Source organism: Microlunatus sp. Gsoil 973, assembly GCF_009707365.1.
Taxonomy (GTDB): domain Bacteria; phylum Actinomycetota; class Actinomycetes; order Propionibacteriales; family Propionibacteriaceae; genus Microlunatus.
Genome location: NZ_CP046122.1, coordinates 3,093,477 through 3,118,494, shown reverse-complemented (window position 1 = coordinate 3,118,494; position 25,018 = coordinate 3,093,477). Strand labels below are relative to the sequence as shown.

At 67.4% G+C, this 25,018-nt stretch carries 26 protein-coding genes; 13 read left to right on the top strand and 13 right to left on the bottom strand.

The features are described 5' to 3' along the window. Position 1 precedes the first annotated feature (1 nt). Genes GJV80_RS14650 through GJV80_RS14635 form a run of 4 tightly spaced genes read right to left on the bottom strand, consistent with a single transcriptional unit; the run spans position 2 to position 3,847 of the window. Positions 2-934: a dihydrodipicolinate synthase family protein gene (locus GJV80_RS14650; protein ID WP_154688527.1), complete on the bottom strand. Its 933-nt coding sequence runs from the start codon at positions 932-934 to the stop codon at positions 2-4. Next, the gene (locus tag GJV80_RS14645) at positions 931-2,361 is read right to left on the bottom strand and encodes an FAD/NAD(P)-binding oxidoreductase (RefSeq protein ID WP_154688526.1); all 1,431 of its coding nucleotides are present in this window, start codon (positions 2,359-2,361) and stop codon (positions 931-933) included. The genes GJV80_RS14650 and GJV80_RS14645 overlap by 4 nt, the downstream gene beginning before the upstream one ends. After that, positions 2,361-2,657 (bottom strand): (2Fe-2S)-binding protein, encoded by a 297-nt coding sequence (locus GJV80_RS14640; RefSeq protein WP_154688525.1) that lies wholly within the window; start codon positions 2,655-2,657, stop codon positions 2,361-2,363. Before GJV80_RS14640 ends, GJV80_RS14645 begins: the two co-directional genes overlap by 1 nt. Next, positions 2,654-3,847, bottom strand: coding sequence for an FAD-binding oxidoreductase (locus GJV80_RS14635; RefSeq protein WP_230207713.1), 1,194 nt, complete (start codon positions 3,845-3,847; stop codon positions 2,654-2,656). Before GJV80_RS14635 ends, GJV80_RS14640 begins: the two co-directional genes overlap by 4 nt. A gap of 63 nt (positions 3,848-3,910) precedes the next feature. Here GJV80_RS14635 and GJV80_RS14630 point away from each other — a divergent pair, with 63 nt between their 5' ends. Genes GJV80_RS14630 through GJV80_RS14620 form a run of 3 tightly spaced genes read left to right on the top strand, consistent with a single transcriptional unit; the run spans position 3,911 to position 7,819 of the window. Then, entirely contained in the window at positions 3,911-4,630 is a 720-nt protein-coding gene (locus GJV80_RS14630) for a GntR family transcriptional regulator (RefSeq protein ID WP_154688524.1), read from the top strand. A gap of 38 nt (positions 4,631-4,668) precedes the next feature. Beyond that, complete coding sequence (locus GJV80_RS14625) at positions 4,669-6,144, top strand: S10 family peptidase (RefSeq protein WP_230207712.1); 1,476 nt, start codon at positions 4,669-4,671, stop codon at positions 6,142-6,144. Continuing rightward, positions 6,125-7,819: a DUF885 family protein gene (locus GJV80_RS14620; protein WP_154688523.1), complete on the top strand. Its 1,695-nt coding sequence runs from the start codon at positions 6,125-6,127 to the stop codon at positions 7,817-7,819. The genes GJV80_RS14625 and GJV80_RS14620 overlap by 20 nt, the downstream gene beginning before the upstream one ends. 14 nt (positions 7,820-7,833) lie before the next feature. On the opposite strand, the gene GJV80_RS14615 is transcribed toward GJV80_RS14620, so the two are convergent. Together GJV80_RS14615 and GJV80_RS14610 are read right to left on the bottom strand one after the other, a co-directional pair. Next, on the bottom strand, positions 7,834-8,664 hold the full coding sequence (locus GJV80_RS14615; RefSeq protein WP_154688522.1) for an aldo/keto reductase: 831 nt from the start codon (positions 8,662-8,664) through the stop codon (positions 7,834-7,836). Positions 8,665-8,716: 52 nt separating this feature from the next. Beyond that, positions 8,717-9,592, bottom strand: coding sequence for an A/G-specific adenine glycosylase (locus tag GJV80_RS14610; RefSeq protein WP_230207711.1), 876 nt, complete (start codon positions 9,590-9,592; stop codon positions 8,717-8,719). 95 nt (positions 9,593-9,687) lie between these two features. Here GJV80_RS14610 and GJV80_RS14605 point away from each other — a divergent pair, with 95 nt between their 5' ends. Continuing rightward, a complete protein-coding gene (locus GJV80_RS14605; RefSeq protein ID WP_154688521.1) occupies positions 9,688-10,599 on the top strand; it encodes a hypothetical protein in 912 nt (303 codons plus the stop codon). Between the two features lie 22 nt (positions 10,600-10,621). On the opposite strand, the gene disA is transcribed toward GJV80_RS14605, so the two are convergent. After that, on the bottom strand, positions 10,622-11,686 hold the full coding sequence (disA, locus tag GJV80_RS14600; RefSeq protein WP_230207710.1) for a DNA integrity scanning diadenylate cyclase DisA: 1,065 nt from the start codon (positions 11,684-11,686) through the stop codon (positions 10,622-10,624). Positions 11,687-11,779: 93 nt separating this feature from the next. Then, positions 11,780-13,288 carry a DNA repair protein RadA gene (radA, locus tag GJV80_RS14595; protein ID WP_154688520.1) on the bottom strand — a complete coding sequence of 503 codons (1,509 nt, stop codon included), beginning with the start codon at positions 13,286-13,288 and terminating at the stop codon, positions 11,780-11,782. 113 nt (positions 13,289-13,401) lie between these two features. Here radA and GJV80_RS14590 point away from each other — a divergent pair, with 113 nt between their 5' ends. Beyond that, a complete protein-coding gene (locus tag GJV80_RS14590) occupies positions 13,402-13,782 on the top strand; it encodes a hypothetical protein (protein WP_230207709.1) in 381 nt (126 codons plus the stop codon). 9 nt (positions 13,783-13,791) lie between these two features. Here the strand turns inward: GJV80_RS14590 and GJV80_RS14585 are convergent, their stop codons facing one another. The 4 genes from GJV80_RS14585 to GJV80_RS14570 form a co-directional block, all read right to left on the bottom strand. Then, positions 13,792-14,223 carry a VOC family protein gene (locus tag GJV80_RS14585; RefSeq protein WP_154688519.1) on the bottom strand — a complete coding sequence of 144 codons (432 nt, stop codon included), beginning with the start codon at positions 14,221-14,223 and terminating at the stop codon, positions 13,792-13,794. Positions 14,224-14,305: 82 nt separating this feature from the next. Further along, entirely contained in the window at positions 14,306-15,400 is a 1,095-nt protein-coding gene (gene hisC / locus GJV80_RS14580; RefSeq protein ID WP_154688518.1) for a histidinol-phosphate transaminase, read from the bottom strand. Positions 15,401-15,438: 38 nt separating this feature from the next. After that, entirely contained in the window at positions 15,439-16,083 is a 645-nt protein-coding gene (locus GJV80_RS14575) for a VOC family protein (protein ID WP_154688517.1), read from the bottom strand. A 91-nt stretch (positions 16,084-16,174) separates the two neighbouring features. Continuing rightward, a complete protein-coding gene (locus GJV80_RS14570) occupies positions 16,175-16,945 on the bottom strand; it encodes a hypothetical protein (RefSeq protein ID WP_230207708.1) in 771 nt (256 codons plus the stop codon). Between the two features lie 109 nt (positions 16,946-17,054). Between GJV80_RS14570 and GJV80_RS14565 the strand changes: the two genes are divergently transcribed. Both GJV80_RS14565 and GJV80_RS14560 read left to right on the top strand, forming a co-directional pair. Further along, positions 17,055-17,909, top strand: a complete 855-nt coding sequence (locus GJV80_RS14565) for a sugar phosphate isomerase/epimerase (RefSeq protein WP_230207707.1) — start codon at positions 17,055-17,057, stop codon at positions 17,907-17,909. A gap of 93 nt (positions 17,910-18,002) precedes the next feature. Then, on the top strand, positions 18,003-18,923 hold the full coding sequence (locus GJV80_RS14560; RefSeq protein ID WP_154688515.1) for a proline dehydrogenase family protein: 921 nt from the start codon (positions 18,003-18,005) through the stop codon (positions 18,921-18,923). Between the two features lie 4 nt (positions 18,924-18,927). Here GJV80_RS14560 and GJV80_RS14555 read toward each other — a convergent pair whose 3' ends face one another. Continuing rightward, complete coding sequence (locus GJV80_RS14555; RefSeq protein WP_230207706.1) at positions 18,928-19,710, bottom strand: CPBP family intramembrane glutamic endopeptidase; 783 nt, start codon at positions 19,708-19,710, stop codon at positions 18,928-18,930. Between the two features lie 138 nt (positions 19,711-19,848). Between GJV80_RS14555 and GJV80_RS14550 the strand changes: the two genes are divergently transcribed. The 6 genes from GJV80_RS14550 to GJV80_RS14525 all read left to right on the top strand — a co-directional run bounded on the left by GJV80_RS14550 (position 19,849) and on the right by GJV80_RS14525 (position 25,018). After that, on the top strand, positions 19,849-20,892 hold the full coding sequence (locus GJV80_RS14550; RefSeq protein ID WP_154688514.1) for an aspartate-semialdehyde dehydrogenase: 1,044 nt from the start codon (positions 19,849-19,851) through the stop codon (positions 20,890-20,892). Beyond that, the gene (gene proC / locus GJV80_RS14545) at positions 20,889-21,731 is read left to right on the top strand and encodes a pyrroline-5-carboxylate reductase (protein WP_154688513.1); all 843 of its coding nucleotides are present in this window, start codon (positions 20,889-20,891) and stop codon (positions 21,729-21,731) included. Before GJV80_RS14550 ends, proC begins: the two co-directional genes overlap by 4 nt. Continuing rightward, positions 21,728-22,885 carry an acetoin utilization protein AcuC gene (locus GJV80_RS14540; protein WP_230207705.1) on the top strand — a complete coding sequence of 386 codons (1,158 nt, stop codon included), beginning with the start codon at positions 21,728-21,730 and terminating at the stop codon, positions 22,883-22,885. The genes proC and GJV80_RS14540 overlap by 4 nt, the downstream gene beginning before the upstream one ends. Before the next feature lie 209 nt (positions 22,886-23,094). Continuing rightward, positions 23,095-23,322 (top strand): helix-turn-helix domain-containing protein, encoded by a 228-nt coding sequence (locus GJV80_RS14535; RefSeq protein WP_154688512.1) that lies wholly within the window; start codon positions 23,095-23,097, stop codon positions 23,320-23,322. A 34-nt stretch (positions 23,323-23,356) separates the two neighbouring features. Further along, positions 23,357-24,316: a phosphotransferase family protein gene (locus GJV80_RS14530; protein ID WP_195908934.1), complete on the top strand. Its 960-nt coding sequence runs from the start codon at positions 23,357-23,359 to the stop codon at positions 24,314-24,316. Between the two features lie 63 nt (positions 24,317-24,379). Next, the gene (locus GJV80_RS14525; protein WP_154688510.1) at positions 24,380-25,018 is read left to right on the top strand and encodes an alpha/beta fold hydrolase; all 639 of its coding nucleotides are present in this window, start codon (positions 24,380-24,382) and stop codon (positions 25,016-25,018) included.

The following is a 25,018-nucleotide window of genomic DNA, read 5'->3' as shown; positions in this document are numbered from 1 at the left end:
ATCAGTTCGGCTTCAGATCGGTCGGGGTGCGCTCGGCGAGGACCTTGATCGCGTGCTCCATCTCGGAGCGGATCTGGGCCTCGTGCTCTGCGGTGAGCGGCCCGCGCGGCGGGCGGCACGGTCCGCCGTACCTGCCGACCATGTCCATCCCGAGCTTGATCGCCTGGACGAATTCGGTACGGGAGTCCCAGCGGAACACCGCCACCAGGTGCCGGTACAGCTCGCGGGCCTCGTCGATCCGCCCGGTCCGGACGAGGTTGTAGAGCTCGACCGATTCGGCGGGGAAGGCGTTCGGGAAGCCGGCGAACCAGCCCACAGCACCGTCGATCAGATACTCGAAGAGCAGGTCGTCCGCGCCGGCGATGACGTCGACGTCGCACCGCTCGGTGATCTCGAAGGCACGCCGTACGTCCCCGGAGAATTCCTTGATCGCAACGACGTTGTCGATCCGAGCGATCTCGGCGACCACGTCGGGCTTGAGGTCCACCTTGGTATCGATCGGGTTGTTGTAGAGCATCACCGGCAGACCGACCGAGGCGACCTCGGCGTAGTGGTCGATCACCTGGGACGGGCTGGCCCGATACATCGTCGGCGGCAGGCACAGCACAGCGTCCGCACCGTCCTCCGCCGCAAGCTCGGCCCATCGCTTGGCCAGGTGGGAGCCCGGTGCATGGACGCCGGCGATCACGATTCCGCGTCCGACCGCGGCGTCGACGGCGGTCTTGACCACGGCACGCCGTTCGTCGTCGGTCAACGACGAATACTCGCCGAGCGAACCATTCGGGCCGACACCGTGACAGCCGTTGCTGATCAACCAGTCGCAATGCTCTGCATACCGGTCGTGGTCCACGGCGAGTCCGGCCAGGGCCGACGGATCCTCCCGGTAGGGGAGGGCGGTCGCGACGACCACGCCGCCGAGATCAGGGTTGCTCATCTGTCCTCTTCCTGCTGATAGTCGGCTTCGGATAACTTCTCTGGTTCTGTGGCGAGTTCTGCGACTCGGATCGGAACGGCTATCGGGCGGCGGTCGATGATCACGCCATCGGTCCGTGCCAGGTCACCGGCGCCCGACATCAACTCCTCGACCGTACGGCCGCAGACGCGGCCCTGGCACGGTCCCAGGCCGATCCGGGTGGTCAGCTTCGCCGGACGGAGCCCGTCGGTGCCCGTGGCTTCGAGGATCGATCGCAGGCGGCCGTAGCGCACCTCTTCGCAGCGGCAGATGACCGTGTCCTGGGTCAGCCAGGATGTCCAGCTGCTGCCGATCCGGTGTCCGTCGCGGATGGCCGCGGACAGGTGGCGCAGCGTGGCGCGTCGGCGCCGCGCCGGACCCAGTACGCGATCGGTCACCGCGCCGCCGGCGGCGACATGGCCGGCGATTCGGCCCTCGGCCAGGGCCACATCCGAGCCGCCGATCCCGGTCGTCTCGCCGGCGGCGTACACATCGGTGACGCTGGTCTGCTGGGCATCGTCCACCGTGACGAACCGGGCCGGGCTGATGACGCAGCCGGCGGCGATCGCCAGTTCGAGCCGGGGAGTGAAGCCATGAGTGACGCAGACCGCATCGGCTTCCAGGTATTCGGCGGTGCCCGGGACGGGACGCCAGTTCACGTCGATCCGGCTGACGGTCACACCCGTCACCGTCTCGTCGCCGTGAGCCCGGACAATGGCCCGCCCGGTTCGGTAGGGGATCCTCCCGCGGGCGAGCCGTCCGAGGTAGCCAGCCAGTTCGGGCACCTTCGGTGCCAACCACGGCGACCTGGGCAACCAACCGGACGCGATGGCGCGGGACGTGGCGGACTCGAAGACCCCGACCACGTTCGCCCCGGCCGCGGTCAGTGAGGTCGCGACCGGCAGCAGGAACGGGCCGGCGCCGGCCACGACCACGCGCTTGCCGACGGCAACGCCTTCTGCTTTGGCCATGGCCTGGGCGGCACCGCCGGTGAAGACTCCCGGAAGATCCCAACCAGGGAAAGGAAGGGTGCGGTCGTGAGCGCCCGTGGCGATGATCAGGGCGTCACCGCGGACAGTGATCATCTGACGTCCGGGCCCGTCGGCGGGGCCGACGGCTGCCTGCACCTGCGGTCCGTGCTGACCATGATCGATGGCCCAGACCTGCGCTTCGGCGATCACGGTGGCAGACGGGTCGCTGCTGATTCGGTCGGACAGTTCCAGGAAGGTCTGCCAGCCATGTTGCAGGCCGGTGTCGGTCGCCGAGCGTTCGGCCGGGTGTCTCCAGAACTGTCCGCCCAATCGCGCTGCCGCCTCCAGCAGCGTCACCCGCGCACCGCGGTCCAGGGCAGCGGCTGCTGCGGCAAGACCGGCTGGTCCGCCGCCGATGATGATCACGGTCCGGGTCATCACGACCTCGTCACCGAACGGGGCAGGGTCTCGTCCTGGAACTCGATCACGTCACCGTCGACGACCGGGCGTTGGCAGGCCCGGATGTCGCGGATCCCGTTGACGGTGACCAGGCAGTCGAAGCAGACGCCGATGCCGCAGAAGAGTCCGCGCGGGCGTCGGTCGCGTGCCGTGGTCCGCCAGCTGCGGCGTCCGGAGGTCAGCAGGGCACCGGCGATCGTCTGTCCCCGGCGGGCCACCAGCGGCGTCCCGTCGACGGTGAGCCGGGGTTCGGTCGGATCGGGTGCGTCGGTCATCGGTCACCCACCGATGCCGGCTCCCCAAGACGGGACGGCGCGTACGGGGCGGGATCGACCGGCGGGGGTGTCTCGGTGATCAGGCTGGTGATCAGATCAGCGGTGCCGATCGACAGGCCGATCCCGGCGCCTTCGTGGCCGGTCGCGTGCCACAGCCCGGGCATCCTGGGGTCGGGCCCGATGACCGGAAGATGATCAGGCATGAACGGTCGGAAGCCGCCGTAGGTGCGCATCACCGAAGCCGTGGCCAGGAAGGGAAAGATGGTGATCGCCTTGCGCGCGATCTCCCGCGCGCCGGCAAGATCGAGAGACTGGTCGAAACCGCTCTGCCGGCGGGATGATCCGATCAGCACGGTCCCGGCGGCGGTGGATTCGATGACACTCGAGGTCTGCAGACCTTCATCGTCCGAGCCGACCGCGGCGACGTAGTCCGCGTCGTACACCTTGTGGACGATCGTCTGCGGCATGGGAGTGGTGACCAGGAGGACACCGCGACGCGGTCGGACCGGAAGCCAGCTGCCGAGGTCCTCGGCAACCTGGGCCGACCACGGACCACAGGCGATGATCACCACACCGGCTGAAAACCTGCTGTGGAGGGTTCGGACACCGGTGATCCTGCGGTCGGGTGCGGTGATCGCGTCGAGCACCTCTTCGCCGAAGATCGTTCGGGCGCCGAGTCGGCGGGCGGCGGCGAGGAACGCCTCCGTCGCAATCACCGGCTGGACCTGGGCGTCCTGGGGGTAGTGGACCGCGGCGGTGATCACCGGGTTGAGCTGTGGTTCGAGGCGTAACGCCTCGGCGTGATCAACTTCGACGGCGGTGACCCCGGTAGGCCGTTGGGTTCGCGCGAGATCAAGCAGTGGCTTGACACCTGCGTCCGTTGTGGCCACGACCAGGCCGCCCTTGCGGTCGTACTCGATCGAGGGGAAGCCGCGCGGCAGATGTTCGCGCAGTTCGTCGGTGATCCGCTCCCAGCGGTCCGAGGAATACAGCCCAAGGCTGAGCTCCGGCCCCGGTTCCTTGTCCGAGAGGAGGATGTTGCCTTCGCCCTGGCCGCTGGTACCCGATGCTGCGGATCGCGCTTCGATCACCGTCACGGACATCCCGGCCCGGCTCAGGGCATAGGCACACGCGGCGCCGATGATTCCGGCGCCGACGACGATGGCGTCGGATGACGGCGTGAAGATCACTAGGCAGTACCATGTCACACATCGGTTGCCGCTTCAAACACCAGGATATGTGAGGTGTGATGGATGGTTTCCCGGACGATTGCCGGCTTCGCGCGGCTCCAGAAGCGGGAGTCCCTGCGCGACTCCGTCGGCAACGCCCTACGGGCCGCGATCGTCTCCGGGGCAATGCGTCCCGGAGACGTGCACTCGGCCCCCGCGATCGGCAACATGCTCGGTGTCTCCCCGACGCCGGTTCGTGAGGCGATGCTCGATCTCGTCCGGGAGGGCATGGTCGAAGCCCTGCCCAACAAGGGCTACCGTGTCACCGAGATCAGCGATGCGGACCTGGACGCGATCGCGGCAGTACGGCAACTGCTCGAGCCGCCGGTCGTCGGCGAGACCACCCCGATGATCCCGGCCGAGGACCTGCCCGCACTGCGCAGGCTCGCCGAGGCGATCGTCGAGGCGGTCGAGCGGGAGGATCTGGTCGGGTACATCGAAGCCGATCGGGTGTTCCACCTGTCCCTGCTGGAGCACGCACACAATCCGGTGTTGAGCACCATCGTCTCTGATCTCCGTACCCGGACCCGCCTGCTCGGTCTGACTCCGCTGCTGGAGTCCGGGCAGTTGCGGGCCTCTGCGGCCGAGCACCACGAACTCCTCGATCTGATCGAGGCTCGCGACGGTGCGGCGGCCGAGGCCCTGATGCACCGGCACATCGCCCATGTCCGCTCCGAATGGGCCGGTCCCCGCTCCCCGGACGCCGCGCCGGCTCCGAGTCAGGTTCCTGACCAAAGGTTTTGAACATCGCAAGTTCTTTGATCATCGAAAGGATTGAATAGGTGACCGTCGACACGGCCAACGAGAAGCCTGACACGGCAACGGGCGACAAGCCCGAACCGACCGACAACCTGGTGACTACCAACCACACCCTCACCGGCTCCGACTGGGAGCTGGAGTACGAGGCGATCACCGGCACGATGGTGATCAACGAAGAGCACTTGGAGGACGACACGTTCTCCGGACACAAGCCCAAGGCCGAAGTGTTCGTGACCTCCTACATCGCCAAGGGCGGTGACAGCAGCAGGCCGGTGGTGTTCGCCTTCAACGGCGGCCCGGGATCGAGTTCGGTGTGGTTGCATCTCGGCCTCTTCGGTCCCCGTCGGGTGCTCGCCGGCGACGTCGACGACCCGCAGACCGCGCCGTACGGGTTGACCGACAACACCGAGACCCTGCTGCGCTACGCGGATCTGGTGTTGATCGATCCGATGACCACCGGCTATACCCGCAGCGTCGTCGGCGGCAAACCGAAGGAGTATCACGGCTACACCCGGGATCGTGATCTTGTCGGCGAAGTGATCAGAATCTGGCTCGGCCGCCACCAGCGCTGGCTGTCGCCGAAGTTCCTGGCCGGCGAGTCGTACGGCACGACGCGAGCGGCGTCGCTGGCCGGACACCTGATCACCCGGCACGGCATCGCCCTGAACGGGATCATCCTGATCAGCGCGGTCCTGGATTTCGGCACGATCCGGTTCACCCGCGGCAACGACCTGCCCTACATCCACTTCCTGCCCACCTATGCTGCAACTGCCGCCTACCACCAGGGGTTGGGCGTCGCCGAGGTCGAGGAACGGATCGAACGAGCCAGACGGTTCGCCACCGACACCTACGCTCCCGCACTGGCCCGAGGCTCGCGGTTGACCGCCGACGAACGCTCGGCGCTGGCCGGTGAGATGTCGGAGCTGATCGGGCTGGATCCCGGCTACATCGAACGCGCCCGCTTCCGGATCGAGCACAGGCACTTCTTCGCCGAGTTGTTGAGGGACCGCGGCCTGGACACCGGCCGCCTGGACACCCGGTTCACCATGGCCCCGGCCAATCTGAACAACGAGGTGCAGGAGACCGATCCCTCGCACATGTTCATCTTCTTCCCGTACACGGCGGCGTTCAACCAGTACGTGCGCGCCGAGCTCGACTTCCACAGCGACCTCGAGTACGAGATCCTCACCGGCCGTGTCCAGCCGTGGTCCTACAAGGAATTCGAGGGCCGGGCGGTCACCACGACCGAGGAGCTTTCGGCGGCCCTGCGGGCCCAACCGGACCTGCGGATCTACGTCGGGTTCGGCTACTACGACGCGGCAACCCCGTTCTCGGCCAGCGAATACGTGCTTGATCATCTGGACGTACCGGACGAGGTGGCCGACAAGATCGTCAGGAAGTACTATCCGGCCGGGCACATGACCTACGTGCACGAGGAGTCCCGGATCGTCCAATCCGCCGACATCGCAGCCTTCGTCCGTGGGGAGAGCGGTGAGTGATCTTGACGGCAGGACCACGTACGAGACCTTCTGCAAGATCGCCGAGGCGGAGTGGACCTGGCGGCAGGAGCAGTTTCCCGATCATTCGCTGGACGAACCGCTCACCCCGCGGCTGCCGGACGTCGGACCGGAGGCGCAACGGCGCCGGCTCGACCGCTGGCGGGAGGTCGATGGTCAACTGGACGGCATCGACAGGTCGGCGCTGACCGCCGAACAGGCCCAGGACTTCGACGTGTACCGCTACCAGATCTCCACGTTGATCAGCCGGCAGGACCATCGGATGTTCGAACGACCGGCCAACGCCGATTCCGGTTTCTGGATGGAACTCGGCGCGCAGTCGCGCCGACGGCTCGGCTCCGTGGACGAGGTGCAGGCCTACATCGAGTGGATCCAACAGATCCCCGGCTATGTCGAACACAACATCGCGAACATGCGGGCCGGCGCCGGCCGCGGCTTCGCACCGGCGCAGATCTCCATGATCGGCAGGGAGGCGACCATCCGGGCGGTGGCCGAATCCTCCGCGGAGGAGACCGGTTTCTTCCAGCCGTTGACCACCCTGCCGGGATCGATCGCCGACCGTGATTGGTTGATCACCACAGGCCGCCGAATGATCACCGACGACGTACTCCCGGCGTACCGCCGACTGCTCGACTTCTTCACCGACGAGTACTTCCCTCGGCTGCCGACCGGCATCGCAGCGATCGATGGGCCGGGTGGTGAGGAGTTCTACGCCTGCCAACTGCGCGAGTACGCCACAACAGGGCTGACCGCCGAGCAGATCCATCAGATCGGCCTGGAACACGTGGCGGCGATCAGATCGGAGATGGCCGAGGTCGCCGGCTCGGTCGGGTTCCTCGACGCCGACGCCATGCTGGCCTTCATGCGGAGCGACCCGAAGTTCTACGCAAACACCCCGGCCGAGCTGCTGCACTTCGCCGCCTGGCAGGCCAAGAAATTCGACGCGGTCGCTCATCACTACTTCGGCCGGTTGCCGCGGATGCGGTTCGGCATCGAGGAGCCGCCCCCGGATCTGGCGCCTTTCTACACGTTCGGCCGCGGCGGACCGCACCGTTACATCCTCAACACCTACAACCTGGCAGCCCGCCCGCTGTACTCGATCCCGGCGCTGACCCTGCACGAGGCGGCGCCGGGTCACGCGTTCCAGATCCCGTTCGCGCTGGAGCAGACCCAGCATCCCGAATACCGGCAGAAGGTCTACATCTCCGCCTACGGCGAAGGGTGGGGGCTGTACAGCGAGCGGCTCGGCGTCGAGATGGGGATCTACGAAACGCCGTTCGAGATGATGGGCATGCTCAGTTACCAGATGTGGCGGGCGGTGCGGCTGGTGATCGATCCCGGGATGCACGCCCTGGGCTGGAGTCGGGAACGCGCCCAGGATTATCTACGCGACAACACCGCGATCAGTGATCATGAAATCGTCACCGAGGTCGACCGCTACATCGCCTGGCCGGGGCAGGCGACCGCATACTACCTGGGGATGCTCAAGATCACCGAGGCCCGGCAGCGGGCGGAACAGGCGCTCGGCGCAGCCTTCGACCTCCGCCACTTCCATGATCAGATCCTGTCGCTGGGCAGTGTCCCGTTGCCGGTGATCGACAACGCGGTCGAGGCGTTCATCGCCCGAGGCGGTACGTCACCCTTCATCGACAGCTGATCAACGGCCCGGAGTCAGTGCCCGAAGACGTCGGAATCAGTGACTGCCGCCTCGCCCCGATCGAGGCCGCTGATCGCGGCCAGCTCGTCGGAGGTCAGATCGAAGTCGAAGATGGAGATGTTCTCTTTGATCCGCTGGGGTGAGGAGGACTTCGGCACCGTGACGTAGCCCTGCTGCGTCTGCCAACGCAACACGATCTGGGCCGGTGTCCGCTGGTACCGCGCGGCCAGTTCGGTGATCACCGGTTCGTCGAGCAGCTCTCGGGGACTCAGCGGGCTCCAGCACATCGTGATGATCCGGTGCTCGGCGTGATACCCCACCGGGCCACTGCGCACCTTGTAGGGGTTCAGGTTGATCTGGTTGACGTCCGGAACGACTCCGGTGGCGTCGATGATCCGATCGAGATGCGCAGGTTTGAAGTTCGAGGTTCCGATCGCCCGGACCGATCCCGCCTCGAGCAGTTTCGCCAGGCCCCTCCAAGCGTCGACGTACTGGTCCTGCGCCGGATTCGGCCAGTGGATCAACAGCAGGTCGATGTAGTCGACACCGAGCCGTTGGCAGCTGTTCTCGAAGGCCTGCCGCGCGCCGTCGACGCTGTGCCAGCGCTTGTTGAACTTGGTGGTGATGAACACCTCCTCGCGCGGGACGCCGGAATCCCGCAGCCCCTGACCGACGCCCTGCTCGTTGTGGTAGTTCTCGGCGGTGTCGAGCAACCGGTAACTCGACTCGAGTGCAGCCCGGACGGCGGCGGCGGTGTCGGAATCGTTCATCGGTGACGTGCCCAGGCCGAGGGTCGGCATCTGGGCGCCGTGCAGGAGACCAATGGTCGGAGCGGTGACGGTCATGCCATCAGACTACGGACCGCCCCGAGCACGGCCGTCCCGGGGCGGAACGGGGTCAGGTCGGCAGCATGAAGCGGTCGTCGGATCGCGACACCACGAGGCGGTCGATGATCAAGGACGCCAACGCCCGCTCGCGCTGGGCGGCATCGGGCCAGGCCAGCCGGAGTTCCTCGGCGGACACCGGCTCGTCAGTTGACCGGAGAACCGCCAGCAGCGCGCCACGACACTGCCGGTCGGTGCCCTGATAGCGCTGCCCGACGCGCGGGGGGCCGGCGTACCGCGGATGCCCGGCAGTCCGCCAGGCACACAACGTCCGCACCGGGCACTGATCGCAACGCGGGCTGCGGGCGGTGCATACCAGGGCACCGAGTTCCATCGACGCCACCGCCCACCGGGCGGCGCGATCGGACCGGGCGGGCAGGAACCGGGCGGCCAGGTCACGCTCGGCTGCAGTGGGGCCGGCGTGCGGAAACTCAACACCGGTGGCGATCCTGGCCTGCACCCGGCGAACGTTGGTGTCAAGGACGACATGACGGCGGCCGAACGCGAAACTGGCGATCGCGGCAGCGGTGTACGAGCCGACGCCCGGGAGGGCCAGCAGGCTGTGATAGTCATCCGGCACCTCGCCGCCGTGATCGTCGCGGATCGCGGTCGCCGCCTGGTGCAGGCGGAGGGCTCGGCGCGGATAGCCGAGACGTCCCCAGGCTCGTACGGCGTCACCACCCGGCGCTTCGGCCAGAGCGACGGGCGAGGGCCAGCGTTGCATCCACTCCTGCCAGGGCTGCAGCACCCGGGCGACCGGGGTCTGCTGCAACATGAACTCGCTGACCATGATCGCCCACGGACCCGCGTCCGGTCGACGCCACGGCAGATCGCGGGCTGCGTGCCGATACCAGCGCAGCGTCCTGCTCACCACGTCCGCATACTCCACCGGGCCACCGTAATCACCCCCAACGTCGCGCCGACGTCGGGCATCCACGGCGTGGCATACCCGGTCGGCGCGCGCGGCATGCCTATCGTCGCGCCATGGGTGGGGTGATGCGGCCGGTCGGCCCGGAATCCGCAGAGACCTATTGGGTGCGCCGCGCCGTGGTGGTCGGCGTGATGCTGCTGCTGCTGATCATCGTGTTGATCTTCCTGGTCAATCTCGGCGGAAGCCCTGGTCAGGCCGCCGCGCCGCCCACCCATTCAGCGATCCCGGCCGTCACTCCGTCCGCCACACCGTCCGCCACGGCGTTGACCAGCGGGTCCGGCACAGGCAGTGCACTGGCATCCGCAACGCCGTCCGCAAGTCCGACGCTGTCGCCGAGTCCGACCCCGGGTTCGACCCAGACGCCTACCGGCTCCAGCCCGACGGCCGACTCGACGCAGCGTCCGTCGGCCACCGCCTCGGCACGAACCTCGGCAAAGAGTCCGGCAAAGACCTCGGCTACGGCAACTCCGACGAGCAAGGATTCCAAGGGCTCCGACAAGGGCTCAACCAAGAACGCCGGAAAGCCGGCCGGTCCTGCGCCGAAGAAGCCGAGTGCGTCAGCGTCGCCAGACCCCGCCTGCACAGCAGACCAACTCGCGGGGACACTGAAGAGCAAGACCCACACCGTCGACATCGGAGCCAAGGTCACCTTTGAGGTGTCCTACGTCAACCGTTCCGACCAGTCCTGTTCGCTGGCGATCAACCCCGATGACTACCGGCTGCGGATCTATTCCGGAAGCGACCGCATCTGGTCGACCGAGGACTGCACCAGGCTTGTGCACAAGGCCGACACCACGCTCGAGCCCGGTGAGGGCGTCGGCTGGTCGGTGACCTGGAACGGCAAGCGGTCGGCCCAGGACGAGACGTGCGCCAACCGGCCGGAGACACCCCGGCCCGGCTACTACCACGCGCTCTCCAGGCTCAAAGGCGCCCCGGCACGGGACTACCTGTTGATCTTGAAATAAGTCGGTGCGGCGATCGGCCCGATCAGCCGAGCCGTTCGGCGTAGGCCGACTCCGCCAGCCGGGTCAGCCCCTCGCGGATCAACCGGGCACGGCTCTCGCCGACGCCCTCGACCTCCTGCAACTCCGCCGTGGTCGCGCCGAAGATGCCCTGCAGGTTTCCGAAATGCTCCACCAGTCGGGCGCCGTAGGCGGTCGGCAGCCGGTTGATCTGCGCCAGTTGCCGATAGCCGCGGGCGCTCAGCCGGGTGTCGAGGTGCGCATTGGCGAAGCCGAGTGCGCGAGCGACCTCGCCGGTCTCCAGCAGTTTGCCCGTTGTCAGTCCGGCCAACGCCGCAAGATCAAGACCGGTCCCGTCGGACGGGCCGTAATCCATCGAAAGCAGCTCAACAAGCTCGTCCAGCCCGGCACCCAACTCCGACAACTGCAACGCCAGCAGCCGTCCGTCGGTGCCCAATTCCAACACGTACGCCTCGATCTCGCTCTGCAGCCGGCGGATCATCTCCAACCGTTGTGCGACCAACGCCAGGTCCTTGATCGTCACCTGATCCTCGACTTCGAGCACCGACAACCGACCGATGACCTGCCAGAGCCGTTCCCGATAGCGTTCCAAGGTCTGAACCGCCTGATTGGCCCGACTGAGCACCTGCTCCGACGTCTCCAGTTGCCGCCGGACACCGTCGATGAAGAGCGCGATCGTCGACATCGACGCTGAGACGGTGGCGACGGGGATCCCGGTCTGCCGGGAGACCCGGTCCGCGGTCCGGTGGCGGGTGCCGGTCTCCACCGTCTCCAGCTGGGGATCCGGCATCAGGTGCACTCCGGCCCGGACGATGCGGGACAGATCGCTGGTGATCACGATTGCGCCGTCCATCTTGGCCAGTTCGCGCAGCGCCGTCGGCGTGTACGGCACGTCAAGGACGAACCCGCCGGTACACAACGCGATCACCTCATTGGTGTCGCCCAGCACCACCAGGGCGCCGGTTCGGCCGCGCAGGATCCGCTCGAACCCGTCACGGAGTCCAGTGCCGGGCGCGAGCCGGGCGAGATACTCCAGTTCCCGCGTACGCTGCTCCGGATCCGGTGCCACAGATTCACCTCGCTGCACGCCACCCAAGCGTGACTCGTCCGACGGATGGTCCGCGCGTCATCGTACGGGACGGCCCGGCGGACCCCGGCGCGGTCACTCGGTGGCCGGGAACTGGGGCTCCAGCTCCTTCAACACCTGAGCCAGACGATCCTTGCGCAGCAGTGGTGGGTCGGCGATGGAGTCCTCCGCAGCCTCCGGCTCCCCACCGGCAGTCCGGCGGTCGGTCGGCAACAACCCGAGAACCGCCAGCGCATGTCCGATCGTGGTGACGCGATGGACGGTCATGCCGTTGCGAGCTTCCTGTCCACCGACCCGATCCCGCCCGGACTCGGTCGGAACGACGGCCTCGGTGAATCCAAGTCGCGCGGCTTCGATCAGGCGGCGATCGGTACCGGGCACGCGGCGCAGCTCCCCGGCAAGCCCGATCTCACCGAGCGCGACCAGCGACCGGGGCACGGCCTTGTTCATCGCCGCGGATGCAACCGCGACGGCGATCGCCAGGTCGGCACCGGGGTCGCTGACCCTTGCCCCGCCGACGGTGGACGCGTAGACATCGCGGTTGTAGAGCCTGATCCCGGCCCGACGTTCGACCACGGCAAGGATCATCGCCAGCCGACTGGACTCGATGCCGTTGGTTGTCCGGCGTGGCGACTGGAGGTTGCTGGGAGCGACCAGAGCCTGCAATTCGGCCAGCAGCGGCCGCCGGCCCTCCATCGTCACGGTGACACAGGTGCCGGACACCGGCTCGTCGTGCCGCGAGGTGAAGAGGCCGGACGGATCCGCGACCTCGACGATCCCGTTCTCGGCCATCTCGAAACAGCCGACCTCGTCGGCGGGGCCGAACCGGTTCTTGGTGGCGCGCACCATGCGGAAACCGGAATGCTTGTCACCCTCGAAGGCCAGCACGACGTCGACCAGATGCTCCAACAGCCGCGGTCCGGCGATGTTGCCGTCCTTGGTCACATGGCCGACGATCACCACCGCCATGCCCCGCCGCTTGGCAACCCGGACCAGTGCGCCGGTCACCTCACGAACCTGGGTCACCCCGCCCGGCGAACCGTCGGCCTCGGCCGTACCGACGGTCTGCACCGAGTCCAGCACCATCAGCGACGGCTGCACCTCCTCGATGTGCCCGAGCACGGTGCCGAGGTCGGTCTCGGCAGCCAGATAGAGCTCGTCGGCCAGCGCATCGGTCCGACCGGCGCGCAACCGGACCTGTGCCGCCGACTCCTCGCCGGAGACGTACAACGTCCGGCGGCCGGCCTTGGCCCAGCGTGCGGCGACCTCGAGCAACAGGGTCGACTTGCCGACGCCGGGCTCACCGGCCAGCAGCACGACGGCCCCCGGAACCAACCCGTCGCCGAGCACCCGGTCGAGCTCTCCGACGCCGGTCTTGGCGCGGGTCGCCGCGCGGGCACTGACCTCACCGATCGGCATGGCCTTCGACTCGGGCACGTTGGTCTGCACCTTGGTCAGCTTCGGTGCGCCCTCCTCGACCACACTGCCCCAGGTCTGGCATTCACCACAGCGTCCGACCCAGCGTGCAGAGGTCCAGCCGCACTCGGTGCAACAGAAGGCGGGTCGGTTCTTGGTCTTGGCCATACCGGAAAGGTAGACGGCGGGTCCGACACTCTCGTGGGACACGCGCTGGATGTCGGATCGGTCCGCCTACTGTTCGGACCAGCTGTTCGATCCAGGCTGCGCTGACCGAAGGGATGACGATCATGTACGACGGCGTGTTGATCACCCAGAGCCTGCGCCCGGGCACCGAACTGGACGGCATGCGGCTGGTGGTCACCAAGATCACCACCTTCGACAACGCTTCGGCCGCCGCGGACCAGCCGACCCGCTGGACGCTGCTGTACTTCGCGGTCGACGAGGCTGACGCCGACCGATTGGCCGCCTGGTTGGCGGATTCGCTGATCGCCGAGCCCGGCGTCTGGTACGCCGACTTCAAGAACGCATCGGAGCACTTCGTGATCTTCCCGGAGAGGATCTTCCGCTACCGGATCGGCGACAACACGGCCCGCGCCCGGGCTGTCGATCACGGCCGGCGACTCGGAGTCCCGGAGGCCCAGCTGGACTGGGGTGACTGATCAGCCGGATCAGGCTCCGAACAGCTGCGCCGCCGCAGCCACCACCTCGTCCTGGGGAATGTCGCGAACGTGGTGACTGATGTTCCATCGGTGACCGAACGGGTCCTCGAGTTGTCCGTGTCGATCGCCCCAGAACATGTCCGAGACCGGCTGACGCACCGTAGCGCCGGCGGCGATCGCCCGAGCGAACACGGCGTCCGCATCGTCGACCTCGAGGCTGAGGACCACCGGCGTACCACCGATGGAGGGCGGTGCGAGTACACCGAGCTCGGCGAACTCGTCCGCCAGGTGCAACTCCGATCCGTTCAGCTGCAGCGTCACCGACATCAGACGGCCGTCCGGAATCGGGATCCGGGAGACTTCCGTCGCGCCGAATGCCGCGGAGTAGAAGGCGACCGCGCGCTCGGCACCTTGCACGACGATGTGGGCTGAGATGGGCATACGCCGACCGTAGGGCGTTCGCGCGGTACCCGACCAGACCGGACGGGCATCAGTGTCGAATCGTGACTGGTCGGCGGTCGATTCAGCCGACGGACCGGCCAAGGGACCCGACGGCCAACTGCTTTCCGACCTCGAGCACGAGCCGGTTCGCATCCGGCTCCGCGACCGTGATCCGGATACCGGCGTCGGGCTCGTCGGAGAAGGCGCGGACCGCCAGACCAGCGGCGGCGAACGCCTCGGCGTAGGCGTTGGTCCTTTCACCGGCCGGCAGCCAGACGAAGTTGGCCTGGCTGTCCGGCACGTCGAATCCAAGATCACGCAGGCCGGCCACAACGATCGAACGTTCCGTGATCAACTCACTGACCCGTTCCAACAGTTGGTCCTCGGCCTGCAGTGAGGCCAGGGCCGCGGCCTGCGCCGGCCCGGACACGCCGAAAGGAGTCGCCGCGGCCCGGATCGCGCCGGCGACGACAGGGTCGGCGATGCAGTAGCCGACCCGGAAGCCGGCCAGCCCGTACGCCTTGGAGAAGGTGCGCAGACTGACCACGTTCGGTCGGCGAAGATCGGTGAAGCGGACCCGGTTCGGCGCCGTTGCGAACTCGAGATAGGCCTCGTCGACGACGATCATGATGTGCTCGGGGACCCGACCGACGAAGGCCGCCAGTTGATCATGATCGACGATCGGTCCGGTCGGGTTGTTCGGCGAACAGACCAAGATCACCTTGGTGGCTGGTGTGATCGCCGACAGCATGGCATCGAGATCATGCACGGCACCCGGGCCGAGCGGGACCCGGACACTACGAGCCCCGGTCAACTGCACCGCGATCGGGTACGCCTCGAACGACCGCCACGGATAGAGCACTTCGTCGCCCTCGCCGACCACGGCCTGCAGCAGTGTGTAGAGCACGGCGACCGAACCCGTACCGAAGGCGATTTCGTCGGCACCGATGCCGTGTCTGGCGGCCAGTGCAGCAGTCAACTCGGTGTTGGCCATGTCCGGATAGCGGTTCATCTGCGCGACCGCACGCTGGGTGGCCTCCACCACGCCCGGCAACGGAGGATAGGGATTCTCGTTGCTGGACAGCTTGTACGACACCCCGTCCGGTCCGACCGGCGCAGGCCTGCCCGGTTTGTACGGAGGCACCGACGCAACTGCGGGGTGGATCGAGATCGGCATAGCGCCAACTATCTCATTGCGCCCGTCTCACGCGGGACCTAGATGCGTACCTCGCCCTCGGGCGTCGCGAACGTGGCTGCGAGGATCCCCGGTTGGCCGTTCGGGGCGATCCACTTGATCTCGAAATCGGTCAGCACCGTGTCGGCGTGACCCCCCAACCAGTCGTCGACCCGGTCCGGGTCGCCGGCAATCTCCAGCCCGAGCAATTTGATCTTGGGATCGGTGGAAGCCGAGTTCGACGGGTGCAGCGCCATGTCGGAGGTCCACTTGAGGAAGAAGGGCAGTTGCGGATCGGACTGCAGCCCCTTGATGCCGATCTGCTGCCAGGTCAGTTCGTCGCCATTGGGCACGTGCCGCCCGCCCGGGACGGCGGCCCGGCCAAGCCGCTTCTCGATGGGTGCAAGATCATCGACACGGACCGCCCAGCCGAGCCAGCCACCGCCGGCCTCAGAACGAGCCCGGACCGCTTGCCCGAAAGGCACCTTGTCGGCGGCCGGATGATCAAGAACTTCGACGACCTCGAGATAGGTTCCGTCGGCCAGCGGCAGGATTCGGTTCCGGGTTCCGAAACGCGGGTGGAATCCTCCGTCGACGAATTCCGCGCCGAGACTCCGGCCCAGTCGGTCGGCGGTCTCGGCAAGTCCCTCGTGGCCGCAGGCAAAGGAGAGATGGTCGAGTTCCATAGGGGTCATGCTGCCCGATCGAGGGGTCTTCGGTGCATCCGGGGGTCGAACCGGTGACCATCGTCCTGTCCGGCTGGACCGCGTGGTCGCCTCAGCGTGGCGGGTCGGCGGGATGCTGCAGCCGTGAGCCCTTCCGGCTCTCGAACTCCTCGCACAGTTCGACCAGCCGGCGGTAGCCCTGCTCGCCCATCAACGCAACCAGCTCCGACCGGTTGCTGAGGTAGACCGGCTGCGGTGCGGTGTGCGCCTCGGTGTTGGCCGTGCAGTACCAGTCGAGATCGTGACCGCCCGGCCCCCAGCCGTCGCGGCCGTACTCACCGATGCTCACCTCGGTGTACTCGGTGCCGTCGGTTCTGGTCACCTCACGGAACTGTCGCCGGATCGGCAGCTGCCAGCAGACGTCGGGTTTGGTCTCGACGAAGTCCCTGCCCTCGCTGGCCGCCAGGTGATGCAGCGCACAGCCGTAACCGCCCGGGAACCCCGGCCGATTGAGGAAGATGCAGGCGCCGTTGTGGACCCGGGTCTTGCGATCCGGCTCCTCGCCCGGGTTGACCGTCGACTCGTCCTCGTACTCGACCCAGCCGTTCTTCTTGCCCTCCTTGTAGTTCTGCCACAGCGCCGGGGTGAGACGCTTGACCGCCTTCCGGACCCGCTTCTCGTCGTCCAGGTCGGCGAAGTGGGCTCCCAGGGTGCAACAGCCGTCGTCGGGGCGGTCGGCGTAGATGCCTGCGCATCCCCGACCGAAGATGCATTCCCACCGTGACGTCAACCACGTGAGGTCGACTTTGAACACTTCGGTGTCGTCCGCCGGGTTGGGGAACTCCGCATAGGCCCGGGGAAAACCGATCATGACTTCCGGCACGACGCGCAGCCTACGCGGCACGGTGCCGACACTGCGTGCAAACCCCGAAGAAGGTGGCTACCGAGGCTGCCGACACGCTGGATTGTCCGCGCCGCACTACATTGGAGGGGTGACAGACAACATCGACGTCCGGACGCCCAGGATTGCGCTGTCCACGTCGTCGGTCTATCCGGAGACGACGTCGAGTGCCTTCGAACTCGCCGGTCGGCTCGGCTACGACGGCATCGAACTGATGGTCGGAATCGATCCGGTCTCCACCGACATCGACGCCGTGGAGAAGCTGCGCGACTATCACGAACTCCCCGTCGTTTCGGTCCACGCGCCCTGCCTGTTGATCAGCCAGCGCACCTGGGGGACCGACAACTGGGCCAAACTCGAGCGCTCGGCCGCCGCAGCCAAGCAGCTTGATGCCGACGTTGTCGTGGTGCACCCGCCGTTTCGCTGGCAGCGTGACTACGCGCGTGACTTCGTTCCCAAACTGCGCGACCTGACCGACCGCACCGGCGTCCGGTTCTGTCTGGAGAACATGTATCCGTGGCGGATGCGCGGCACCGAGCTCAAGGCCTACCTGCCTGAATGGGATCCGACCCAACTCGCCTACGACGATCTCACCCTGGACTTCTCCCACGCCTCGACCGCCGGCCAGCAGTCCCTCGAGCTGGCCAAGTCCTGGGGCGACCGGCTCGGCCACGTCCACCTGACCGACGGCACCGGGTCGATGAAGGACGAGCACCTGGTGCCGGGACGGGGCGATCAGCACGCGGACCGGACGTTGCAGTATCTGGCCGGGACCGGCTACTCCGGGCACGTCGTGCTCGAGGTCAATTCACGGCGCAGCGCGACCCGGGCGCAGCGCGAGATCGATCTCGCCGAGTCGTTGGCGTTCGCCCGGTTGCACCTGGAGGCCGGCACCGCCCGCACCTCGTACCAGGTGGATTCGACAGGCGTCGCCAGCCACACCTGAGCCCGGAACCTGGGGCTCGAAGCATGTCCCCGTCGTCGCTAGGGTGGCTGCGAACCGACGAACAGGTCGCTGACCCGTGGACAGGGAGGGCGGATGCTGCGGGAAACGCTGCTCGGCATATCCCGGAACGACGCGGTGAGAAGGATGATCACCGGCTTTCCGCCAACCGATCTGCTGGTCCGCAACTTCGTCGCCGGCGATCACCTGGACGATGCGATCGCTGCAGCCCGTCGGTTGGTCGATGAGGGTCTGACCGTCACCCTCGAACATCTGGCGGGGGAAACCGCCGATCGCGACCAGGCGGATCAATGGACGCGCAGGTATCTCGATCTGGTGGACCGGTTGCGCAAGGAGAAGCTGGCGACGCGGGCGGAGGTGTCGATCAAACCGGCGGCGATCGGTCTGGAGCTACCCGACGGTGACGACGTGCTGGAGAACGCCCGAGTGATCTGCATTGCGGCCCGGGCCGCGGGGACAACCGTCATCGCCGACCTGGAGGATCACCGGGCGGCGGATGAGACGCTGGCGCTGGCCGAGGAGCTGCGGCAGGACTACCCGGACACCGCCGTCGTGGTGCACTCCGGGCTGCGGAGAACCGAAAGCGACTGCCATGATCTTGCCGCCACCCGTTCGCGGGTTCGGCTGGTCAAGGGTGTCCACCTGGAGGACGAGGCGATCGCGTACGCCCGACCGGCCGACGTCGACAAGTCCTACGTACGCTGCCTCAAGATCCTGATCAACGGCAACGGCTATCCGATGATCGCCACCCACGACAAGCGCTTGATCAGGATCGCCGAGGCGCTTGCGGTGCAGGCCGGACGCGCGCCGGGTGATCTGGAGTTCCAGTTCCTGTACGGCGTCGGACTGCCCGAACAACGGCGGCTGCTCGCGGCAGGGCACACCGTACGCATCCAGCTGCCGTACGGATCGGACTGGTACGGCTACCTGGTGCGGCGATTCGCCGATCGGCCGGGCAATCTGAGCTTGTTGGCTCGCGGCCTCGTCCGCCGCTGAAGGCTCACAGCCAGCTCACGTGCGGGGCGAGCAGGGCGTACCCGACGAACGCTGACACGTCGAGCAGCGTGTGGGTGATGATCAACGGCATCACCCGTCGCCATTTCAGATAGACCAGACCGAAGATCACGCCCATGATCAGGTTGCCGGCGAACCCGCCGAAACCCTGGTAGAGGTGATAACTGCCACGGATCACCGCGCTGACGATGATGATCACCGGCCAGGCCCAGTTGAGCTGGCGGAAGCGGGTGTAGAGGAAGCCGAGCATGATCACCTCCTCCAGTACGGCGTTCTGCGTGGCGGACAGGACAAGCACCGGGATTGTCCACCAGTTGTCGGCCAGCCCGGACGCCTGCACCTGGGTGTTCAGTCCCAGCGCGCGGGCGCCGAGATAGAGGCCCAGACCCGGGATGCCGATGCACAGGGCCAGCAATGCGCCCAGTCCGAGATCGATGGCGGGACGATGCAGGTCGAAGCCGATCAACCGGAACGGGCTGCGAATGCCGATCGCGTTGCGCTGGGCCAGCAGGTACAGGACGAGGGCGACCGGAACCAACGGGAACGCGATGTTCACGATCTGGTAGCTGAGGTCCAGCCACGGGCGGTCCGGCGTCACCGAGGAGTTCAGCTGCGAGGACTGCTGGCTGAGCGCCTCCGGGCGGGTCAGCCGGTCGAGGATGCTCAGGATCGAGTAGATCGCCGACTGGCCGAGGGAGAGTCCCAGCACGATCAGCACCTCGGCACCGATCCAGGCCCTGGGCCGGGGCGCAATCGTCAGTCGGATCACGGGCCCATCCTCCACTATCCCGACCGGCCCGCTGTGGCGGCGCTCAACCTCAACACCGGCGGCCTGCCCAGCGCCGTCGGCGTCCGGCCAACGGAAACGATGCCTGCTCCGGGGGCCGCGCCTCTTATGCTCGAACCCATGCGTGTTGGAGTATTCGGTGCGACCGGTCAGGTCGGCGGCGTGATGCGCCGTCTGTTGGCCGAGCGCCAGTTCCCGGTGTCAGAGATCCGCTACTTCGCCTCGGCGCGGTCCGCCGGCAGGAAGCTGCCCTGGAAGGACACGGACATCGCCGTCGAGGACTCCGATGCCGCCGATTTCACTGGCTTGGACATCGCCCTGTTCTCCAACGGCAAGTACGCCTCCAAGGCCATTGCCCCCAAGGTCGCCGCGGCCGGCGCCGTGGTGATCGACAACTCCTCAGCCTGGCGGATGGACCCCGAGGTCCCGTTGGTGGTGTCGGAAGTGAATCCGGAGGACACGGTCAATCCGCCGAAGGGCATCATCGCCAACCCGAACTGCACGACCATGGCCGCCATGCCGGTGCTGGCACCGCTGACCAAGGCGGCCGGCCTGACCCGACTGGTGATCGCCACCTACCAGGCGGTCTCCGGCTCCGGCGGCTCCGGCGTCGCCGAACTCGATCGTCAGGCAAGGGCGGTGACTGCCGACGCTGCCAAGCTCGCCTTCGACGGCTCGGCAGTGCAGTTCCCGGCACCGCAGCAGTACGTTCGGCCGATCGCGTACAACGTCCTTCCGATGGCCGGGTCGGTGGTCGACGACGGCAGCTCGGAGACCGACGAGGAGCAGAAGCTTCGCAACGAGTCCCGCAAGATCCTGCATCTGCCGGAGTTGTTGGTTGCTGGCACCTGCGTCCGGGTCCCGGTCTACACCGGACACTCGATGGCGATCCACGCCGAATTCGGCTCCGAGATCACGCCGGAGCAGGCGACCCGGCTGTTGGCCGATGCGCCCGGCGTCGAACTGAGCGACGTCCCGACCCCGCTGCAGGCGGCCGGCAACGACCCGACCTATGTCGGCCGAATCCGAGCGGACCAGTCGGCCCCGGCCGGTCGCGGCCTGGTGCTGTTCGTGTCCAACGACAACCTCCGCAAGGGAGCGGCGCTGAACGCCGTGCAGATCGCCGAGCTGGTGGCCGCGCGCCAGGTCCAGGGAGTCGCGTGACCAAACTCGCGGTCATCGGCGCCGGGGTGATGGGGGAGACCGTCCTCTCCGGGCTGCTCCACACCGGCTGGGCGGCGGAGGACATCGTCGTGACTGCCCGGCGCCCGGAGCGTCGTAAGCAGTTGGTTGAACGGTACGGCGTGGGCACCACTGACAACGTGCAGGCCGCCGCTGACGCCCGAATCGTGCTGATCGCGGTGAAACCACAGGACCTCATCACGGTGTTGGACGAGATCGCCCCGGCGATCACGCCGCAAACGACCGTCGCCTCACTCGCCGCCGGCGTCGCCACCGACGTCATCGAAGCTCATCTGCCCGCCGGAACGCCGGTCGTCCGGGTCATGCCGAACACCCCGGCACAGGTCGCCGAGGGCATCGCGGCCGTTTCGGCCGGGCAGCACGCCGCTCCGGACCAGGTCGGGCAGGTGGCCGAACTGCTGGCCGCCACCGGGCAGGTGACCATCCTGCCGGAGAAATATCAGGACGCCGTGACCGCGATCTCCGGCAGCGGCCCGGCGTACGTCTTCTTCATCGTCGAGTCGATGATCGAGGCCGGAGTGCATCTCGGGCTGCCGCGGCACATCGCCGCCGAACTGGTCGTGCAGACCGTGTACGGCTCGGCGAAGCTGCTCAAGGAGACCGGCGACCACCCGACCGTCCTGCGGGAGCGGGTCACCTCACCGGGTGGTACGACGGCCGCCGCGATCCGCGTGCTGGAGGATCACAAGGTCCGCGCCGCCTTCCTCGGCGCGGCGGAGGCCGCCCGCAACCGCGGTGCGGAACTTGCGGCTGCCGCACGGAAGTCCGCCACCCGCGATCCGGAAGCCCGGGACTCGTGACGGACAGCGGCCCGGTCGGTCGGCTGATCTATTCCGACGCCCTGGCCCGGTACGACTTCGGCTCGACCCACCCGATGGGCCCCGGGCGGGTACGCAACGCGGTCACGTTGGCCCGCGCCCTGGGCATCCTTGATCATCTCCAGGTGGTCGAGCCGTCGCCGACAGATGATCGACTACTTCGCCGGGTGCACACCGACGCCTACATCGACGCCGTCAGAGCCGGCGAACCCAATCCGATCTTCGCCCTCGGCACCGACGACAACCCGGTCTTCCCGGGGATGCACGAGGTGTCGAGCCAGATCGTCACGGCGAGTGTGGACGCGGCCCGGGCGGTGTGGAACGGAGATGTGCTCCGTGCGGTGAACATCGCCGGCGGTCTGCATCACGCGATGCCGAACGCCGCCAGCGGATTCTGCATCTACAACGATCTCGCCATCGCCATCGATTGGCTGCTGGAGGAGGGATGTGAACGGGTCGCCTACGTCGACGTCGACGTCCACCACGGTGACGGGGTGCAGACGATCTTCTACAACGATCCGCGCGTGCTGACGATCAGCCTGCACGAGACGCCCGTCGAATTGTTCCCCGGCACCGGCTATCCGCATGAGACCGGTGGCCCGGATGCCGAGGGTTCGGCGATCAACATCGCATTGCCCTCGGGCACCGATGATCTTGCCTGGTTGCGGGCCTTCGATGCGATCGTTCCGGAGGCACTGGCCGCGTTCCGACCGACCGTCCTGGTGACCCAGCACGGCTGTGATTCGCACTATGCCGATCCGCTGGCCGACCTCCGGCTCACCGTCGACGGCCAGCGGGCGTCCTATCTGGCGCTGGCCGAACTGGCTGCCGACCTCACCGGCGGCCGGTGGGTGGCCGCCGGTGGCGGTGGCTACGCACTGCAGGACGTGGTGCCGCGGGCCTGGGCGCATCTGCTGGGGATCATCGCCGGAACTCCGATCGCGCCGCAGACCTCGATCCCGCAGAACTGGCGGGACGAGATCGGCGAGGGCGCCCCGATGAGCATGACCGATGGCGGCCCGGTCGAGTTCACCCCGATCACCGCCGGAATCGACCCGTCGAGCCGGGTGGACCAGGCCATTCTGGCGACTCGGCGCGCGGTGTTCCCCGACCTCGGGCTCGATCCCGGCCTCTGACCGGTCCGCCGCGGTCCTGCTGGGCCTGGTTCGTGACGGATCAGGACCAGAGATCCTTTCGGGTCAAGCATCTGGTGCGGCGTGTCGCCCGAATTGTTGCCGCTCGACTTTCCCAAGTGCCTCTGTTGCCACTAGTCTCACAGTAGATGCGCGTAACAGAGCCGGAGGGGAAGCCGGCCGGGACGTGCGTCAGATAGGTGTGTGCACACATGGCGAACAGTGATTCTTCCGATGTGACCCCACTGGACGGGTCACTGTCGGGAGTGAAATTCCTCACGGTGGCCGAGGTGGCAGCCGTGATGCGCGTGTCCAAGATGTCTGTCTACCGGATGATCCATTCCGGTGAGCTCGAAGCGGCCCGGTTCGGGCGCAGCTTCCGGGTTCCCGAGAAGGCGGTCCACGACTACCTCCGCGGTAGTTATTACGAAACCGGCTAGAGACGTAGCGCGCCGACACGGCACCATTCCTTCGGTGAGTGCACTCGACGTCGTCCTGACGCCGCCCCAACGGGAGCGCCTCCGCGTTCACCTGGGCGTTCCCGAGCTGTCCGGAATCGAGTTGACCGGAGAGGGCTGGCACCGGTTCGCTGTGCTCGCGCCGGACCGGGTTCTGCTCCTTCCCCGCAGCCACCGCTGGGTGCCCGGCCTTGACCGGGAGGCCGCGGCGCTGCCGCTGTTGGCTGCCTACGACATTCCCGCGCCACGGCTGCTCGGACGGATCACCGACGACGAGTTCTGGCCGTATCCGGTGACGGTGATCTCCCGGTACGCCGCCCGCTCCTGGGCTGCCTACGAGAACTCCGCCGACCTGGTCGCTGTGCAACGCATGCTCACCGGGTTGGGCCAGGTGATCGCCGACTGCCACAGCATCCCGGTCAGCCAGGTCCCCGAATCGATCGCGGCGCCGACACCGCACAGTCCCGACCCGTTCGAGGCGGAGCTGCGGCACTTCGTGGACTACCTCGAGCCTGGCCGCGTGGAGAAGATCAGTTACGCGCTGGCCGAGGCCGCCGGGTTGCCCGGGACCCGGGTCGACCGTTGGCTTGAGGTCATCCGGCCGTGTCTGGACCTCGCGCCCACCCTCACTCACCGCGACCTCAATGAGGGCCAGATCATGATCGGCGCCGATCAGCAGGTGATCGGGCTGATCGACTGGGAGAGTGCCGGTGTGCAACACCCGCTGAGCGACTTCGACTTCGGCGAGTGGGGCTTCGGGATCTTCGCCTGGGAAGCGGAGTTCTCGACGCTGCGCAGGGCCTTCTGGGACAGCTACGCGCGGGCGCGCGGCGGAGATCTGCCGGACTGGCGGGCTGTGCACCTGCTGATGACGATCATCGGCGCGCCACCCCCGGAGGGCTTGGCCACCGCATGGACCCGACGCAGGCGACAACTCACCGTTGCCAACCTGCGGCAGGTCGACGGCCTGGTCTGAGGCTGTGGCGTGCCGGTCGGACCCGGTACCGCGTCGTCGCCGGCTCCATGATCAACTGTTGGCATGGAGGCCAAGAGATTTCAGGCAGCGGTGAGCAGGTCCTACGACCTGCCGTATTGGCTGCATCGACCCGACGAGCTGGCCGAGCCGTCGCCCCTGGTGCTGTTCCTGCACGGCGCCGGCGAGCGTGGCGATGACCTTGACCGGGTAGCGGTGCACGGTCCACCCAAGCAGATCGCCGCAGGGCAGCAGCTGCCGTTCATCCTGGCCGCTCCACAGTGCCCGACCGACAGTTGGTGGACCTGGCAGGAGGAAGCCCTGGACGCTTTGCTGGACGAGCTACTGACGACCCATCCGGTCGATCCGGAACGGGTCTACCTCACCGGACTCAGTATGGGCGGCATCGGCGCCTGGCAGCTGGCAGCGCGTTATCCGGAGCGGTTCGCCGCCGTTGTACCGATCTGCGGAAACGCTGGGCCCTGGATGGCCCGGCGGCTCGTCGGACTGCCGATCTGGGCGTTCCACAACGAGGACGACCCGGTGGTCCCGGTGACCGGCACCACCCGCATGGTCGCGGCACTGGAGCAGCTGGGTGGTGACGTCCGCGCCACGATCAAACCGACGGGCGGACACGATTCCTGGACCGCCGCTTACGACGATCCGGCGCTCTACGACTGGATGCTGGGGCAGCGGCGCAGCTGA

Bases quoted from the DNA above. Each gene is read 5' to 3' on its own strand.
- radA (WP_154688520.1), bottom strand. From the start codon at position 13,288: ATGGCCAAGACCAAGAACCGACCCGCCTTCTGTTGCACCGAGTGCGGC.
- GJV80_RS14630 (WP_154688524.1), top strand. From the start codon at position 3,911: ATGGTTTCCCGGACGATTGCCGGCTTCGCGCGGCTCCAGAAGCGGGAG.
- GJV80_RS14560 (WP_154688515.1), top strand. From the start codon at position 18,003: ATGCTGCGGGAAACGCTGCTCGGCATATCCCGGAACGACGCGGTGAGA.
- GJV80_RS14640 (WP_154688525.1), bottom strand. From the start codon at position 2,657: ATGACCGACGCACCCGATCCGACCGAACCCCGGCTCACCGTCGACGGG.
- GJV80_RS14535 (WP_154688512.1), top strand. From the start codon at position 23,095: ATGGCGAACAGTGATTCTTCCGATGTGACCCCACTGGACGGGTCACTG.
- GJV80_RS14525 (WP_154688510.1), top strand. From the start codon at position 24,380: ATGGAGGCCAAGAGATTTCAGGCAGCGGTGAGCAGGTCCTACGACCTG.
- GJV80_RS14590 (WP_230207709.1), top strand. From the start codon at position 13,402: ATGACGATCATGTACGACGGCGTGTTGATCACCCAGAGCCTGCGCCCG.
- GJV80_RS14645 (WP_154688526.1), bottom strand. From the start codon at position 2,361: ATGACCCGGACCGTGATCATCATCGGCGGCGGACCAGCCGGTCTTGCC.
- GJV80_RS14550 (WP_154688514.1), top strand. From the start codon at position 19,849: ATGCGTGTTGGAGTATTCGGTGCGACCGGTCAGGTCGGCGGCGTGATG.
- GJV80_RS14605 (WP_154688521.1), top strand. From the start codon at position 9,688: ATGGGTGGGGTGATGCGGCCGGTCGGCCCGGAATCCGCAGAGACCTAT.
- hisC (WP_154688518.1), bottom strand. From the start codon at position 15,400: ATGCCGATCTCGATCCACCCCGCAGTTGCGTCGGTGCCTCCGTACAAA.
- GJV80_RS14585 (WP_154688519.1), bottom strand. From the start codon at position 14,223: ATGCCCATCTCAGCCCACATCGTCGTGCAAGGTGCCGAGCGCGCGGTC.
- GJV80_RS14615 (WP_154688522.1), bottom strand. From the start codon at position 8,664: ATGACCGTCACCGCTCCGACCATTGGTCTCCTGCACGGCGCCCAGATG.
- GJV80_RS14575 (WP_154688517.1), bottom strand. From the start codon at position 16,083: ATGGAACTCGACCATCTCTCCTTTGCCTGCGGCCACGAGGGACTTGCC.
- GJV80_RS14650 (WP_154688527.1), bottom strand. From the start codon at position 934: ATGAGCAACCCTGATCTCGGCGGCGTGGTCGTCGCGACCGCCCTCCCC.